Source organism: Caviibacterium pharyngocola (assembly GCF_002795405.1).
GTDB classification, from domain to species: Bacteria; Pseudomonadota; Gammaproteobacteria; order Enterobacterales; family Pasteurellaceae; genus Caviibacterium; species Caviibacterium pharyngocola.
In genome coordinates, this window is sequence record NZ_PHGZ01000001.1 from 49,283 (window position 1) to 65,283 (window position 16,001).

The 16,001-nt window shown below is 46.0% G+C and carries 13 protein-coding genes; 10 read left to right on the plus strand and 3 right to left on the minus strand.

Translation table 11 applies throughout. The features are described from left to right. Positions 1-1,263 (plus strand): cytosine deaminase, encoded by a 1,263-nt coding sequence (locus CVP04_RS00240; protein WP_100295527.1) that lies wholly within the window; start codon positions 1-3, stop codon positions 1,261-1,263. A gap of 150 nt (positions 1,264-1,413) precedes the next feature. Further along, the gene (locus tag CVP04_RS00245) at positions 1,414-2,559 is read left to right on the plus strand and encodes a 5-methyltetrahydropteroyltriglutamate--homocysteine S-methyltransferase (RefSeq protein ID WP_100295528.1); all 1,146 of its coding nucleotides are present in this window, start codon (positions 1,414-1,416) and stop codon (positions 2,557-2,559) included. Positions 2,560-2,608: 49 nt separating this feature from the next. Here CVP04_RS00245 and CVP04_RS00250 read toward each other — a convergent pair whose 3' ends face one another. Genes CVP04_RS00250 through cysT form a run of 3 tightly spaced genes read right to left on the minus strand, consistent with a single transcriptional unit; the run spans position 2,609 to position 5,387 of the window. After that, positions 2,609-3,685, minus strand: coding sequence for a sulfate/molybdate ABC transporter ATP-binding protein (locus CVP04_RS00250; protein WP_100295529.1), 1,077 nt, complete (start codon positions 3,683-3,685; stop codon positions 2,609-2,611). A gap of 12 nt (positions 3,686-3,697) precedes the next feature. Next, a complete protein-coding gene (gene cysW / locus CVP04_RS00255) occupies positions 3,698-4,555 on the minus strand; it encodes a sulfate ABC transporter permease subunit CysW (protein WP_100295530.1) in 858 nt (285 codons plus the stop codon). Positions 4,556-4,565: 10 nt separating this feature from the next. Continuing rightward, a complete protein-coding gene (gene cysT, locus CVP04_RS00260) occupies positions 4,566-5,387 on the minus strand; it encodes a sulfate ABC transporter permease subunit CysT (RefSeq protein WP_100295531.1) in 822 nt (273 codons plus the stop codon). A gap of 255 nt (positions 5,388-5,642) precedes the next feature. On the opposite strand from cysT, the gene CVP04_RS00265 reads away from it, so the two are divergent. The 8 genes from CVP04_RS00265 to nagB all read left to right on the plus strand — a co-directional run bounded on the left by CVP04_RS00265 (position 5,643) and on the right by nagB (position 15,988). Beyond that, entirely contained in the window at positions 5,643-6,668 is a 1,026-nt protein-coding gene (locus CVP04_RS00265; protein WP_100295532.1) for a sulfate ABC transporter substrate-binding protein, read from the plus strand. Between the two features lie 21 nt (positions 6,669-6,689). After that, positions 6,690-8,123 carry a siroheme synthase CysG gene (cysG, locus tag CVP04_RS00270; protein WP_100295533.1) on the plus strand — a complete coding sequence of 478 codons (1,434 nt, stop codon included), beginning with the start codon at positions 6,690-6,692 and terminating at the stop codon, positions 8,121-8,123. A 48-nt stretch (positions 8,124-8,171) separates the two neighbouring features. Beyond that, positions 8,172-8,903, plus strand: coding sequence for a phosphoadenylyl-sulfate reductase (locus tag CVP04_RS00275; protein ID WP_100295534.1), 732 nt, complete (start codon positions 8,172-8,174; stop codon positions 8,901-8,903). Positions 8,904-8,942: 39 nt separating this feature from the next. Further along, on the plus strand, positions 8,943-9,869 hold the full coding sequence (gene cysD, locus CVP04_RS00280) for a sulfate adenylyltransferase subunit CysD (protein ID WP_100295535.1): 927 nt from the start codon (positions 8,943-8,945) through the stop codon (positions 9,867-9,869). A gap of 59 nt (positions 9,870-9,928) precedes the next feature. After that, a complete protein-coding gene (locus tag CVP04_RS00285) occupies positions 9,929-11,221 on the plus strand; it encodes a sulfate adenylyltransferase subunit 1 (RefSeq protein WP_100295536.1) in 1,293 nt (430 codons plus the stop codon). A 51-nt stretch (positions 11,222-11,272) separates the two neighbouring features. After that, complete coding sequence (locus tag CVP04_RS00290; protein ID WP_100295537.1) at positions 11,273-13,069, plus strand: assimilatory sulfite reductase (NADPH) flavoprotein subunit; 1,797 nt, start codon at positions 11,273-11,275, stop codon at positions 13,067-13,069. An 87-nt stretch (positions 13,070-13,156) separates the two neighbouring features. Beyond that, positions 13,157-14,926 (plus strand): assimilatory sulfite reductase (NADPH) hemoprotein subunit, encoded by a 1,770-nt coding sequence (gene cysI / locus CVP04_RS00295; protein ID WP_100295538.1) that lies wholly within the window; start codon positions 13,157-13,159, stop codon positions 14,924-14,926. Positions 14,927-15,184: 258 nt separating this feature from the next. Next, a complete protein-coding gene (gene nagB / locus CVP04_RS00300) occupies positions 15,185-15,988 on the plus strand; it encodes a glucosamine-6-phosphate deaminase (protein ID WP_100295539.1) in 804 nt (267 codons plus the stop codon). Positions 15,989-16,001: the final 13 nt, after the last annotated feature.

The window sequence follows — 16,001 nt, forward strand, 5'->3', positions numbered from 1 at the left end:
ATGATTATTCAAAATGTACGTTTGCCGGCTAAAGACGGGCTTTGGCAAATTTCGATTAAAGACGGCAAATTCGAACGTATCGAGGCGCAAGATCACGCCGATCGCAGTTTGCCTTGCGATATTGATGCACAGGGCGGCATTGCTTATCCGCCTTTTGTCGAACCGCATATTCATTTGGATGCCACTCAAACGGCGGGACAACCGAATTGGAATCAATCGGGCACATTATTCGAGGGAATCGAACGCTGGGCGGAACGTAAAGCTTTGTTAAGCCACGAAGATGTTAAACAACGCGCGTGGAAAACCTTAAAATGGCAAATCGCCAACGGCGTGCAATATGTCAGAACCCACGTTGACGTGTCGGATCCGACGCTCACCGCGCTGAAAGCAATGCTTGAAGTGAAACAAGAAGTCAAACCTTGGGTGGATTTGCAAATCGTCGCATTTCCGCAAGAAGGGATTTTGTCTTATCCGAACGGCGAAACTTTATTAGAACAAGCGATGGAAATGGGCGCCGATGTGGTCGGCGGGATTCCGCATTTTGAATTTACCCGCGAATACGGCGTACAATCGATGCATATCGCTTTTGATATAGCGCGTAAATACGGCAAACAACTGGATATTCACTGCGATGAAATTGATGACGAGCAATCTCGTTTCGTCGAAACCGTCGCCGCCTTAGCACTGAAATACGAAATGGGCGATCAGGTGACGGCAAGTCATACCACGGCAATGCATTCCTATAACGGCGCTTATGCCTCGCGTTTGTTCCGTTTATTAAAAATGTCGGGCATTCATTTTGTGGCGAATCCGCTGGTGAATATTCATTTGCAAGGTCGCTTCGATACCTATCCGAAACGTCGTGGCATTACGCGCGTAAAAGAAATGTTGAAAAATAATATCAATGTTTGTTTCGGGCACGATGACGTGTTTGATCCTTGGTATCCGCTAGGTACCGCCAATATGTTGCAAGTGTTGCATATGGGTTTGCACGTTTGTCAGCTAATGGGATACGGACAAATTAACGACGGCTTAAAATTGGTGACGGAAAACAGCGCCAAAGCGCTAGGAATCAAAGATTACGGTATTCAAGTAGGAAACCGTGCCAATCTGATTATTTTACCGGCGGAAAGCGGATTCGATGCGGTGCGACGCCAAGTGCCGACGGCATATTCGATTCGCGACGGTAAGATTATCGCCGACACGCAACCGGCAACGACGCGAATTTATTTGGATCGTGAAGAAAACGTGTCTTATCGCTAAAAAAGTGCGGTGAAAATTCACCGCACTTTTGCGTAATCGGCGCAATGTTCAGATGAATGATTTTCATCGACGACACAAAATTTTTTCATCTTCTTCAGACAATAAATTTGTTAGAATCAATCACTTCCATAACAAAAGAGAAAAACAACAATGAGCAAATTATTTCCTAACGCACAACCTCGCACACAAGCACCTTATCGTTTTGACATCGTCGGCAGTTTTTTACGTCCGGAAAATTTAAAACACGCCCGCCAACAATGCGCGTGCGGTGATATTTCTTGCGCGGATTTAACTCGTGTGGAAGATGAAGAAATCGCCAAATTGGTCGAACATCAAAAAGCCGTCGGATTACACGCCGTAACGGACGGCGAATTCCGCCGCACTTTCTGGCATTTGGATTTCTTAGCCGCGTTGGACGGTGTGAAAGAAGTGGACGCGGAGAAATTCTCCGTGCAATTCAAACACGATAACGTACGCCCGAAAACCTTAAAAATCGTCGATAAAGTCGGTTTTTCCGATACGCATCCGTTTTTACAACATTATCGTTCGTTACAAGCGCTTTCCGGCGATTATCCGGTGAAATTCACCGTGCCGTCGCCGTCAATGTTGCATTTGATTTGCACTGTGCGCGAAACCCATTACGAACCGATTGCGCGTTATGCGGATAATAATCGTCAATTATTGGACGACATCGCTGACGCTTATAAAAGTGCGGTGCAAAAATTTTATGATTTAGGTTGCCGTAATTTGCAATTAGACGATACCAGCTGGGGAGAATTGTGTTCGGAAGAAAAACGTGCCGCCTATCAAGCGCGCGGATTTGATCTTGACCAATTAGCCGAAGATTACGTTTATATGGTCAATCGCGCCATTGAAGATCGTCCGGCGGATATGACTATCACAATGCACATCTGCCGCGGCAACTTCCGTTCCACTTGGTTCTCCTCCGGTGGTTATGAGCCGGTGGCGGAAACATTATTCGGCAACTGCCGTGTTGACGGTTTCTTCTTGGAATACGACAGCGATCGCTCCGGCGATTTCAAACCGCTACGTTTTATCAAAGATCAACAAGTCGTATTAGGTTTGGTGACATCAAAAAACGGCGAATTGGAAGATAAAAACGAAATCATCGCTCGTATTCAAGAAGCGGCGCAGTATGTGGACATCAACCAGCTTTGCTTAAGCCCGCAATGCGGTTTCGCTTCGACGGAAGAAGGCAATATCTTAACCGAAGAACAACAATGGAATAAGCTGAACTTTATTCGCGAAATCGCCGAAGAAGTTTGGGGAAAATAGGAATTCGACACATCGAAAAAAAGCGGGCGTTTTGCCCGCTTTTTCTTGTCTAAATATTCATTTGTTGGAATAAATTTAATTTATCCGGTACTAAATAAACTTGCTCGCCGATGCGGTATTGCGATTGCATATAGCTTTCTTTGGTGAGAATCACTTCGATCGGTTGTTCGCTTTGGCGGCTTTCGATTTCAATGCGCACGATAAACCCGATGGCGTTGATATGGGTGATGATGCCTGCGGCGAGGGCGTTGTCGGCGGCGCGCGATAAGGTTAATTCGTAAGGACGAATATAGGCGGTGGCGGATTGATTTTCCACCGGCACAGTGTGATTGGTATTCGGATCAATGCGATGAGAAAATTCGCCGACCACTAAATTTCCTTGATCGATATGCCCGTGGAACACGTTCACATCGCCGACAAATTGGGTGACGAACGGCGTTTGCGGCGAATGATAAATCTGTGTCGGTTCGTCGATTTGTTCGATTTGTCCTTTGTTCATTACCACAATGCGATCGGAAACATCCAAGGCTTCGTCTTGATCGTGGGTGACGAAAATGCTGGTGACATTCAATTCTTGGTGTAAATCGCGCAGCCAGCGACGCAATTCTTTACGCACTTGAGCATCCAAGGCACCGAAGGGTTCGTCCAATAACAGCACTTTCGGTTGAACGGCTAGGGAACGAGCCAGCGCTACCCGTTGGCGCTGTCCGCCGGAAAGTTGATTCGGATAGGCGTTAGCAAGCCAATCCAATTTCACCAGCTGCAAAAGTGCGGTCACTTTTTCGTGAATTTCTTCTTTACTCGGACGAAATTTACGCGGTTTCACTTGCAAACCGAAAGCCACGTTTTCAAACACCGTCATATTTTGGAACAATGCGTAATGTTGAAAAACAAAACCGACGCCGCGTTTATCGGCGGAAAGCGCGGTTACGTCGTTGTTTTCAAACAGAATTTTGCCGCTGTCGGCGAATTCCAAACCGGCGATAATGCGTAGCAACGTGGTTTTGCCGCAACCGCTCGGGCCTAATAACGCGGTTAACTGGTTTTGTTTGAACTGAACGTTAATCTCTTTTAATGCGTGAAACGCACCGAAATGTTTTTCCAGATTTTCGATTTGAATTGACATTGTTCTTTCCTTTTAAATTGCCGCCGGTGAAACTTCTTGTCGGTGTGAGGCGCGTTCGAGTTTTTTTCGTTGCATTTGTTCGACCAGGCTTTGGATCGCCAATGTGCCTAGCGCGAGCAATGCCAATAACGCGGCGCAGGAAAAGGCGGCGATAAATTGGTATTCGTTGTAGGTGATTTCCACATATAACGGAATGGTGTTGGTGAGTCCGCGAATATGACCGGACACTACGCTCACCGCGCCGAATTCGCCCATTGCGCGCGCGTTGCTTAAAATCACGCCGTAAATCAGCGGCCATTTGATTTTCGGTAAGGTCACGCGGGAAAAAATCGTCCAAGTGGAAGCGCCTAAAATCAGTGCGGCTTGTTCTTCGCTGTTGCCTTGGGCGCTCATCGACGGGATTAACGCTTTGATGATAAGCGGGAAAGTGACGAACAAGGTGACGATCACAATACTCGGCAAGGCGAAAATAATGCGAATTTGGTGTTCGAACAACCACGCACCGAATAATCCGTCCAAACCGAAAATTAATAAAAACATTAAGCCGACGACCACCGGCGAAATGGAAAACGGCAAATCCAAAAGTGCGGTTAAAAAACTCTTACCTTTGAATTGGAAATAAGCAATCGTCCACGCCATTACGATGCCGATGAAAAGATTGATTGGCAAAACGATTAACGCGACTTTTAAGGTCAACCAAATGGCGCTAAGCGCTTCTTCGTCGCGAATGGCGTTAAAAAATAGTTCTAAGCCTTGTTCAAGAGCATAGTAGAAAACCGTCAGCAACGGCAAAAGCAATACAAGAGTGAAAAAAGCGAGACCGATACCGATTAAAATCCATTGTTGCCAGCGAGAGGTTGTGTGTTTCATCGAAATTTCCTTATTTTATCGGGCTGATTTTTTTCGCTAACGACCATTGCAAGGCGTTAATCGCAATAATCAATAAAAAGGAAATGCATAACATTAATAACGCGACGACGGATGCGCCTTGGACATCATACAAATCCAATTTCGACATAATGATCAAAGGGGCGATTTCCGACACCAGCGGAACGTTTCCCGCAATAAAAATTACCGAGCCGTATTCGCCGAGAGAGCGTGCAAAGCCCATTCCCGCGCCGCCGACAAGCGCCGGTAATAGAATCGGTAAAATCACGCGGCGGAGGGTAGTGAATTTCGACGCCCCGAGAATATTCGCCGCTTCTTCGAAACTGCCGTCGAGATTTGCCAACACCGGCTGCACGGCGCGTACGATAAAAGGTAAACTGACGAAAATCAACGCGATACTGATTCCAATCGGCGTATAAGCGATTTGCAAGCCGAAACGCATTAAAAATTCGCCGATCAAGCCGTTCGGCGAATAAAGCGACGCCAAAGCGATCCCGGCGACGGCGGTGGGTAAGGCAAAGGGCAAATCAATCAACGCGTTTACGATTTTTTTACCGAAAAATTCATAACGCACCAAAATCCACGCCAAAAGAAAACCAAACACCACATTCACGACGGTAGCAAGCGCCGCCATTTTAAATGATAAATAAATGGACGCGAGCACGCGTTGACTGGTGACGATTTGCCAAATTTCCGCGCCTTTTAATTGGAGTGCGGTCAGAATTAATAAAATTAACGGCAACAGGATCACGGACGATAACCATAAGATCGTCACCAATAATCCTCGTTTAAAACCGGGCAATACAAAATGCATTTTTCTACCTTTCACTCATTTTGAAACTTGCATAAAAATAACCGCACTTTTTTCCGGACGCAAAGAACATAAAATTATTTGTTATGTCTTTTCGTTATATTTAACCGTTTGCGCATTGTTTTAATATTCAAAAAGATTATATGAAATGCTTTTTTGTTATTTTTATCTTGCGGGGTTTTGCTTTATAACTTACTCCACTTGATTCATTGCAGTGAATTGTTCGATTTAATTTACAGGATTTTTAAAGGAGGAAAAATGAAAAAAGCGCTTGTTTTTTCAGTGATTTTTCTTCTTTTAGGTAGCATATTCCAGCTTGGAAACAGCTCGGCGGCGAAAGATAAAAAAGTGTTACTTAATGTGTCTTATGACGTTATTCGAGATTTTTATAAAGCCTATAATCCGCTGTTTCGCGCACATTATAAAGCCGAATCCGGTGAAGAAGTAATGATCTCGCAATCGCACGGCGGCGCCAGTAAACAAGTGCTTTCCGTGGCGAACGGTTTGCCGGCGGATGTGGTGACGCTGACGCAAACCAATGATATCGACACCCTAGCGGCGCGCGGTTTGGTTTCGCCGAATTGGCGGGAACAATTTCCGAACGGTGCCGTGCCTTTCGGCTCGGTTATCGTGTTTTTGGTGAAGAAAGGCAATCCGAAAGGTATCTCGGATTGGGCGGATTTGGTGCGTGACGATGTATCGGTGATTTTTGCCAACCCGAAAACTTCGGCAAACGGACGTTTCGCTTATTTGGCGGCGCTTGCCTATGCGAAAAGACAATTCGGTCAAGCTGAACAAGAACAAGATTTTATGCGTAAGTTGCTGAAAAACGTGCCGATTTTAGAAACCGGCGCGCGCGGTGCGACGATTTCTTTTACTCAGCGTAATTTAGGCGATGTACTAATTACGCCGGAAAACGAAGCCGCGCTAGCGGCGCAAGCCTTGGGCGAAAACAGTTTTGAAGTGGTATATCCGCATTACACCGCTTATACGCCGGTGTTAGTTGCCGAGGTCAGTGCGAACACGGCGTTAAACCGCACGTCGCAACAGGCGAAAGCGTATTTAAATTATTTATGGAATGACGAAATTCAAGAATTAGCGGCGAAGAATCATTTTCGTCCGACCAATCAAGGAATGTTAGCCAAATATCGACATTATTTCCCCGAAGTGGAAAGTTTCGACGTGAATCGCGAATTCGGTTCTTGGCAACAAATCAATACGGAACATTTTGCGGATAACGGCTTATTCGACCGTTTATATATCGCCGCCAAAAGCGGGCGATAACCGCTGAAAAAAGGAGAAAGAATGAATTATTTTCCCGTTTTTGCAGATTTAACGAATCGTCCCGTGTTGGTTGTCGGCGGCGGTGAGATTGCGGCGCGTAAAATTCATTTGCTGTTGAAAGCAAACGCGCAAGTACGTATCGTCGCACAAAAATTGAATCCGTCTTTAACCGCACTTTGGCAACAAAACCGCCTGATTTGGCTTGCGAAAGAATTTAATGCCGAACAAGTGCGGTCGGTTTTTTTGGTGATTGCGGCGACCAACGACGCGCAGTTGAATCGACGCGTTTTTTTAGTGGCGGAACAGCAACAAAAATTGATTAATACCGTAGATGATCAAGCCTATTGCAGTTTTATTTTTCCGTCGATTATCGATCGCAATCCGATTCAAATCGCCGTATCCAGCGGCGGTGCAGCGCCGGTGTTAGCGCGTTTATTGCGGGAAAAGTTAGAAAGTTTATTGCCGCAGCATTTGGGCGCAATGGCGGAAATTTCCGGCAAGTGGCGTGCGGCGGTAAAAGAAAAATTGACCACCGTGACGGAACGTCGTCGTTTTTGGGAGCGTTTATTTAACGGTCGTTTCGCCCAATTATTGAAAAATCATTCGCCGGCACTTGCGGAACAGGAACTCGCGCAACAATTAGAACAAGATTACCAAGGCGGTAGCGTGTCCTTAGTGGGCGCAGGCCCGGGCGATCCCGGTCTATTGACATTAAAAGGACTACAAGAGATTCAACAAGCGGACATCGTATTGTACGACGCTTTGGTTTCCGATGAAATTCTCGAATTAGTACGCCGTGATGCCGAGTTAGTATTTGTGGGAAAACGTGCCGGCGGGCATTGCGTGTCGCAAGATCAAACCAATCAATTATTGGTGGACTATGCCAAACAGGGCAAACGCGTGGTGCGTTTAAAAGGCGGTGATCCTTTCGTTTTCGGACGTGGCGGCGAAGAATTGGAAATTTTGGCGGAGAATCAAGTGCCGTTTTCCGTTGTACCGGGCATTACGGCGGCAATCGGCGCAACCGCTTATGCCGGTATTCCGTTAACTCATCGCGATTATGCGCAAAGCGCGGTGTTTGTCACCGGACATCGCAAAGCGGATGCCGCGGACGAAACCGAATGGCGCAGCTTGGCGCAAAGCCGACAAACCTTAGTGATTTATATGGGGACGATTAAGGCGAGCGAAATTGCTCGACGTTTACAACAATACGGACGCGCGCCGAGCACACCGGTAGCGGTGGTTTCGCAGGGGACGCAATTAACGCAAAAAACGCAAATCGGTACGTTGGAAAATTTAGCGCAATTAGCGGCGCAAGCACCGACACCGGCGTTGATCGTTGTGGGCGAAGTAGTGGCGCTACACGATAAATTGGCGTGGTTCGGCGAAGATAAATTTGCGAAAAAACAACCGCACTTTACCGTGGATAGCTTGCGTATTGCCAAGGTGGCGTAATTTGTCGCCGGTAAAAGTAAAATTCTTAAAAATTTCTTGGAGTGAACAATGATTATTAAACCTAAATTGTGGGAAATTCCTCAACCGATCGATGAAATTTATGCGCGTTTGGCGGAAAAAGAACAAATCTTAGCGGAACGGATTCGCCAAATCGCCGCGCAGCATAACAATGCGAAATTCGCCAGCAGCTTGGCGGTGGAAGATATGGTGATCACCGACGCGATTGCAAAATCCGGTGAAAAATTAACGGTGTTTACTTTGGAAACCGGACGTTTAAATCCGGAAACGTTGGCGTTAATCGATGCGGTGAAAACGCGTTATCCCGATTTAGCCTTCGAATTATATTTCCCGCAAGCGGAAGCAGCACAGCGTTATGATCAAGAAAAAGGACGTAATGCTTTTTACGAAAGCGTGGAATTGCGTCGGGAATGTTGCTTTATTCGTAAAATCGAACCTTTAAATCGCGCGTTGGCGGAAGCGGATGCGTGGTTCACCGGTCAGCGCCGCGAACAATCGGTCACGCGCACCGAATTAGCCTTTCACGAACAAGACGGCGGACGCGGAATCGATAAATATAACCCGATTTTCGACTGGAGCGAGGCGGAAGTATGGGCATATATTTTGAAATATCAAATTCCGTACAACGACTTGTATAAACAAGGTTATCCGAGTATCGGTTGCGAACCTTGCACTCGTCCGGTGAAACAGGATGAAGATATTCGTGCCGGTCGTTGGTGGTGGGAAAACAAAGACAGTAAAGAATGCGGCTTGCATAAATAAGATTTTGACAAAATTAAACGGAAGAAGGGAACAAAGAGAATGACGGAACAAACCCAAATTCAAAACGGCCATTTAGATTGGCTGGAAGCGGAATCCATTCATATTATTCGTGAAGTGGTGGCGGAATGCGAAAATCCGGCGCTACTTTTTTCGGGCGGGAAAGACTCGGTGGTGCTATTAGCCTTGGCGCGTAAAGCCTTCCAATTAGGTAATCGCGAGGTGAAATTGCCGTTTCCTTTAGTGCATATTGACACAGGGCATAACTACCCTGAAGTGATTCAATTTCGCGACGAACAAGTGGCGAAGTTAAATGCGCGTTTAGTGGTGGGGCACGTTGAAGATTCCATCGCGCGCGGCACGGTGGTATTACGCAAAGAAACCGACAGCCGTAACGCGGCGCAAGCGGTGACATTATTGGAAACCATTGCGGAAAACGGTTTCGATGCCTTGATGGGCGGTGCGAGACGAGACGAAGAAAAAGCGCGCGCCAAAGAACGTATCTTCTCTTTCCGCGATGAATTCGGTCAATGGGATCCGAAGGCGCAACGCCCTGAATTATGGTCGCTTTATAATGCGAAATTACACAAAGGCGAAAATATGCGCGTGTTCCCGATTTCTAACTGGACGGAATTGGATATTTGGCAATATATCGCGCGTGAGAATCTCGAATTGCCGCCGATTTATTACACGCATAAACGCGAAGTAGTGCGCAGAAAAGGTTTGCTTGTTCCGGTCACGCCGTTAACACCGAAAGCGCCGCACGAACAAAGTGAAATCGTGGATGTGCGTTTCCGCACGGTGGGCGATATTAGCTGTACTTGTCCGGTCGCTAGCACGGCGGCGAACGCCCTTGAAATTATTCAAGAAACCGCGCTTGCCGATATTTCCGAACGCAGCGCCACCCGTTTAGACGACCAAGCCAGCGAAGCGGCAATGGAAAAACGTAAAAAAGAAGGTTATTTCTAATCGACGCGTGAAAACGGAAAGAAAATAAATCAGCATATCAGGAATCGGAGAAGAATATTATGACAACCCAACTTACCCCGCTGCGTTTTATTACCGCAGGTAGCGTTGATGACGGTAAAAGCACACTCATCGGGCGTTTATTATACGATAGCAAATCATTATTAACGGATCAGCTTAATGTGTTAAATCAAGCGAAAGATAAATCTAACAAAGAAGCGATCGATTTTTCACTATTAACCGACGGTTTAGAAGCCGAGCGCGAACAAGGTATCACGATCGATGTAGCCTATCGTTATTTCTCTACGGCAAAACGTAAATTTATTATTGCCGACACACCGGGACACGAACAATATACGCGTAATATGGTTACCGGCGCATCGACTGCTTCCGCTGCCATTGTGTTGGTGGATGCCTCACAGCTGGATTTCACTCGTCAACCGGTGGAATTATTGGCGCAAACCAAACGTCATTCGGCGATTTTACGTCATCTGAATTGCCCGCATATTATTGTTGCGGTGAATAAAATGGATTTATTGGATTACAGCGAAGAAAAATTCAATTTAATCAAAGCCGCTTACGGTGAACTTGCCGAGCATTTAGGTTTAAAAGATGTTCGTTTCGTGCCGGTTTCCGCCTTACTCGGCGATAATTTGGTATATAAAAGCGATAGTACGCCTTGGTATCAGGGCGAACCTTTATTGACGATTTTGGAAAATTTACCGAGTATTGAAGAAGAGCAAAGCGGTAGCGAAGATTTTTATTTTCCGGTTCAGTTGGTCATTCGCCAAGATGCGGATAAACAAGACGATTTTCGCGGTTATCAAGGACGCATTGAAGCCGGTGAAGTGCATATCGGTCAAAAAATTCGCATCGAACCTTCCGCATTAACGGCGAGCGTCACCGAAATTATTTCGCCGAAAGGTGAAGTCAAAAGCGCAAAACGCGGTGACGTGATTACGATTCGTTTGGATAAAGATATTGATATTTCGCGCGGCGATGTGTTTGTGGCGGAATATTCACCGTTGACACCAAGCAAACAAATACAAGCGACATTATGTTGGTTTGACGAGCGTGCGTTGAATCCGGCGCGTAAATATTTATTAAAACACGGCACGCAAACGGTATTCGCCAGAGTGAGCGAAGTGGAGCAAGTGTTGGATATTAAAACTTTATCCAATGCCACCGGCGAAGATCAAATCAAAATGAACGACATTGCGCAAGTGCGGTTAAATTTACAAAAACCGATCACGGCGACCACTTATGCGGAAAATTCGGCGGGCGGTGCGTTTATTTTAATTGACGAAGCGACTTATCACACCGTTGCCGCAGGAATGATTTTAGGCTTGGAATAACGCCTTGCGACGGCATAAAAACTAACGAATAGAATTGACCGGAAGTACACAATGACAAACACAACAACTTTTCCTTTAAACGCCGAAGCGGCGGCATTAGTTGAACAACTGGATAATCTGCAACTGGCGTGGTTATCCGGTTATTGTTGGGCGAAAGCAAAAGGCGTCGCGGCGGAAAATTTCGCCGTTGCCGCACAATCGACGGCACCGCAAGTCGCCGCGCCGTTAGCCGTCACCGTGTTATCCGTTTCGCAAACGGGTAATGCAAAAAGCGTTGCGGCGGATTTAGCCGAAGGTTTGAAACAAGCGGGCATTAATGTCACTTTGACTTCGGCAAGCCAATATAAAGCTAAAAATATTGCGGACGAACGCTTGTTATTATTGGTGACTTCGACCCAAGGCGAAGGCGAGCCGCCGGAAGAAGGCGTGGTGTTGTATAAATTCCTACACGGGAAAAAAGCGCCGAAATTGGATCAACTGGAGTTTGCCGTATTCGGCTTGGGCGATACCTCTTATCCGAATTTCTGCCAAGCAGGCAAAGATTTCGACCAACGTTTAGCGGAGTTGGGCGGAAAACGTTTGGCGGATCGCGTTGATGCGGATCTGGATTTTAAACCGACGGCGGAACAATGGATTGCCTCAATAGTGGAAACGGTGAAACAAAAAGCGGCGACGGCTACGGTTGCAACGCAAAGTGCGGTGGTTTCCGGCGCAGAAAATTCTCCGACGGAAAGTCGATATAATAAAGAAAATCCGTTTCCGGCAACTTTGCTAACCAATCAAAAAATTACCGCGCGCCAAGCGGAAAAAGATGTGCGTCATATCGAATTGGATCTTGCCGATTCCGGTTTAACCTATGAAGTCGGTGATGCCTTGGGCGTGTGGTTCGATAATGATCCGGAACTTGTGGCGGAAATTCTGGCTTCCCTCGGATTAAGCGGCGACGAAGAAGTGAATGCGCAAGGAAAAACGTTACCGATTCGCACCGCACTTTTATCCCATTTCGAATTAACTCAAGCCACACCGGTATTTGTGAAAGCTTATGCGGAATTGGCGAAAAAGAAAAAATTAACGACTTTAGTCGGCAATGCGCAAAAATTGGCGGATTATGTGGGTAGCACGCCGATTGCCGATGTATTAAAAGATTTTCCGGCAAAACTCGGTGCGCAACAATTTGTGGATTTACTGCGCCCGCTCACGCCGCGTTTGTATTCGATTTCTTCTGCTCAAGCAGAAGCGGGCGACGAAGTGCATTTAAGTGTCGGCGTGGTGCGTTTCGAACATAACGGCAAAACTCGTAGCGGTGCGGCATCAAGCTATTTGGCGGATCGCGTGGAAGAAGACGGCAAAGTGCGCGTATTTGTGGAGCGCAACCCGCATTTCCGCTTACCGCAAGATGCGAGCAAGCCGATTATTATGATCGGTTCCGGCACGGGAATCGCACCGTTCCGCGCCTTTGTTCAACAACGCGCGGCGGAAGGCGCGGAAGGGAAAAACTGGTTGATTTTCGGTAATCAACACTTCACCCAAGATTTCCTTTACCAAACGGAATGGCAGCAGTTTGCCAAGGATGGTTTCTTACACAAATATGATTTCGCGTGGTCGCGGGATCAGGCAGAAAAAGTATATGTTCAACATAAAATTCGTCAACAAGCCACCGCACTTTGGCAATGGTTGCAAGACGGCGCATATGTTTATGTGTGCGGTGATGCGGGTCGAATGGCGAAAGATGTGGAAAACGCCTTGTTGGATGTGATCGAACAAGAAGGCAAATTGACGCGCGACGATGCGGAAGAATATTTGAACGGCTTGCGCGAAGATAAACGTTATCAACGCGATGTGTATTAATTTCGGATTGGACGCTAAAGTGCGGTGATTTTTCGTTAAATTTTGCGAAAGCGCAGCTTAAAATACAATTATTGACGGAGTGAAAAAATGGCAGCAGAGGACAAAAAAACAAAATTGGATTGGCAAGATAAGCCGTTGGCGGATAACGAACGGTTAAAATCGCAAAGTAATTTTTTACGCGGCACGATTTTAGACGACTTGGCGGATCCTTTAACAGGCGGATTTAAAGGCGATAACTTCCAATTAATTCGTTTCCACGGAATGTACGAACAAGACGATCGCGATATTCGCGCGGAACGTTTGGAAGAAAAACTCGAACCTTTGAAGTTTATGTTGTTGCGTTGCCGTTTACCGGGCGGCATTATTCAGCCGTATCAATGGATTGAGATCGATAAATTCGCGCGTGAACATACCTATTATCAATCGATCCGTTTGACCAACCGTCAAACCTTCCAATATCACGGCGTACCGAAGGGCAAATTGCAACCGATGCACCGTTTATTGCACAGTATCGGCTTAGACAGTATCGCGACCGCGGCGGATATGAATCGTAACGTATTATGTACCTCCAATCCGATCGAAAGCGAATTGCACCAACAAGCCTATGAATTTGCGAAGAAAATTTCCGAGCATTTATTGCCTCGCTCGCGCGGTTATTTAGATGTGTGGATCGACGGAAAGAAAATCGAGAGTTCCGAAGATTTGTTAAAACAAGAAGACGAGCCGATTTTAGGTAAAACCTTCTTACCGCGTAAATTTAAAACCGCCGTTGCCATTCCGCCGTTAAACGATGTGGACGTTTACGGTAACGATATGAATTTTATCGCGATCCAAGACGAAAACGGACAACTTTGCGGCTTTAACGTGCTTGTGGGCGGCGGATTATCTTTCGAACACGGTAATCACAAAACCTATCCGAATATTTCGTTAGAATTAGGTTATGTACCATTAGACAAAACCCTTGCGGCGGCGGAAGCGGTTGTTACCACGCAGCGTGATTTCGGTAATCGCAGCGATCGTAAAAATGCCAGAACACGTTACACCATTCAAAATATGACCTTGGACGGTTTCCGCGCGGAAGTGGAAAAACGAATGGGCGTGAAATTCGAACCGATTCGACCGTTTAAATTTACCGAACGCGGCGACCGTATCGGTTGGGTGCACGGCATTGATAATAGATGGCATTTAACCTGTTTTATCGAAAGCGGACGCATTACCGATCAGCCGGAAAAACCGTTGATGACGGGAATGTTGGAAATCGCGAAAGTGCACAAAGGCGATTTCCGTATTACCGCGAACCAAAATATTATTATCGCGAATGTGGCGGAAGAAGATAAAGCGCAAATCGAATCCTTGGCGAAACAATACGGTTTGATTCGCCCTGAAGTCACCAAACAACGCGAATATTCGATGTCTTGCGTATCTTTCCCGACTTGCCCGTTGGCGATGGCGGAAGCGGAGCGCGTGTTGCCTGATTTTATCACCGAATTGGATAAATTGATGGCGAAACATCATTTATCCGACGACTATATTATTACCCGTATCACCGGTTGTCCGAACGGCTGCGGACGTGCAATGTTATCGGAAATCGGGTTGGTCGGTAAAGCCATCGGTCGTTATAATTTGCATATCGGCGGCGATCGCGAGGGCGTGCGTATTCCGCGACTTTATCGCGAAAATATTACCTTCGAGCAAATTCTTGCCGAATTGGACGAATTGATCGGTCGTTGGGCAAAAGAGCGGTCGGAAAATGAAGCGTTCGGTGATTTCGTGATTCGTGCCGGTATCATCAAGCCGGTGGTGAATTCGCCGGTGGATTTTTGGAATGCGGATCTAATCCCGACAGTCGCTGCGTAATTTTATCGTTAATGACGCCGCTTTGTGAGTGAAAAGCTTGCAAAGCGGCTTTTTTATTGCCTCTTTTCCTTCTTGCGAAAGCATTTCAACCAAAATTATTTTTCTTTGCAAATTAAACTCGGATTTTTTGTGATAAAAGTCACTATTTTTAATGAAAAATATAATTCGTCTTGTTTTTGGAGATAATCTTATTTTATAATGATAATAATGAAATTTTTCTTCATTTTATTGTAATGAATTTATCAATAGGAGAATAATATGCGCCTAATTCCTCTTAAAAATGCGGCTCAAGTCAGTAAATGGGCGGCTCGCCATATCGCCGAAAGAATCAATACCTTTGCTCCGACGGAAGATCGTCCTTTTGTTCTCGGCTTGCCGACAGGTGGTACGCCGTTGGAAACCTATCGCGAATTGATCAAATTATATCAAGCGGGCGAAGTCAGCTTTAAAAATGTGGTGACTTTTAATATGGACGAATATGTCGGCTTACCGAAAGATCATCCGGAAAGTTATCATTCGTTTATGTACAACAATTTCTTTAATCATATTGATATTCAAGAAAAAAATATTAATATTTTAGACGGCAATACGGATGATCACGATGAAGAATGCCGTCGTTATGAAGAAAAAATTAAATCTTACGGTAAAATCAATCTGTTTATGGGCGGAGTCGGCGTGGACGGGCATATTGCCTTTAACGAACCGGCATCTTCTTTGGCATCGCGTACTCGCATTAAAACCTTGACGGAAGATACCTTGATTGCCAATTCCCGTTTCTTTGATCACGATATTAATAAAGTGCCGAAATATGCGTTGACAATCGGCGTGGCGACATTATTGGATGCGGAAGAAGTGATGTTGTTAATTACCGGTCATAATAAAGCCTTGGCATTGCAAGCTTGCGTAGAGGGTAGCGTGAATCATTTCTGGACGGTCAGTGCATTGCAATTACATCGCCACGCAATAGTGGTGTGCGATGAACCGGCAACGCAAGAATTGAAAGTGAAAACGGTTAAATACTTTACCGAATTGGAAGCCAGAGCCATTCACAGCGTATTGTAAAATTTTCCATTAC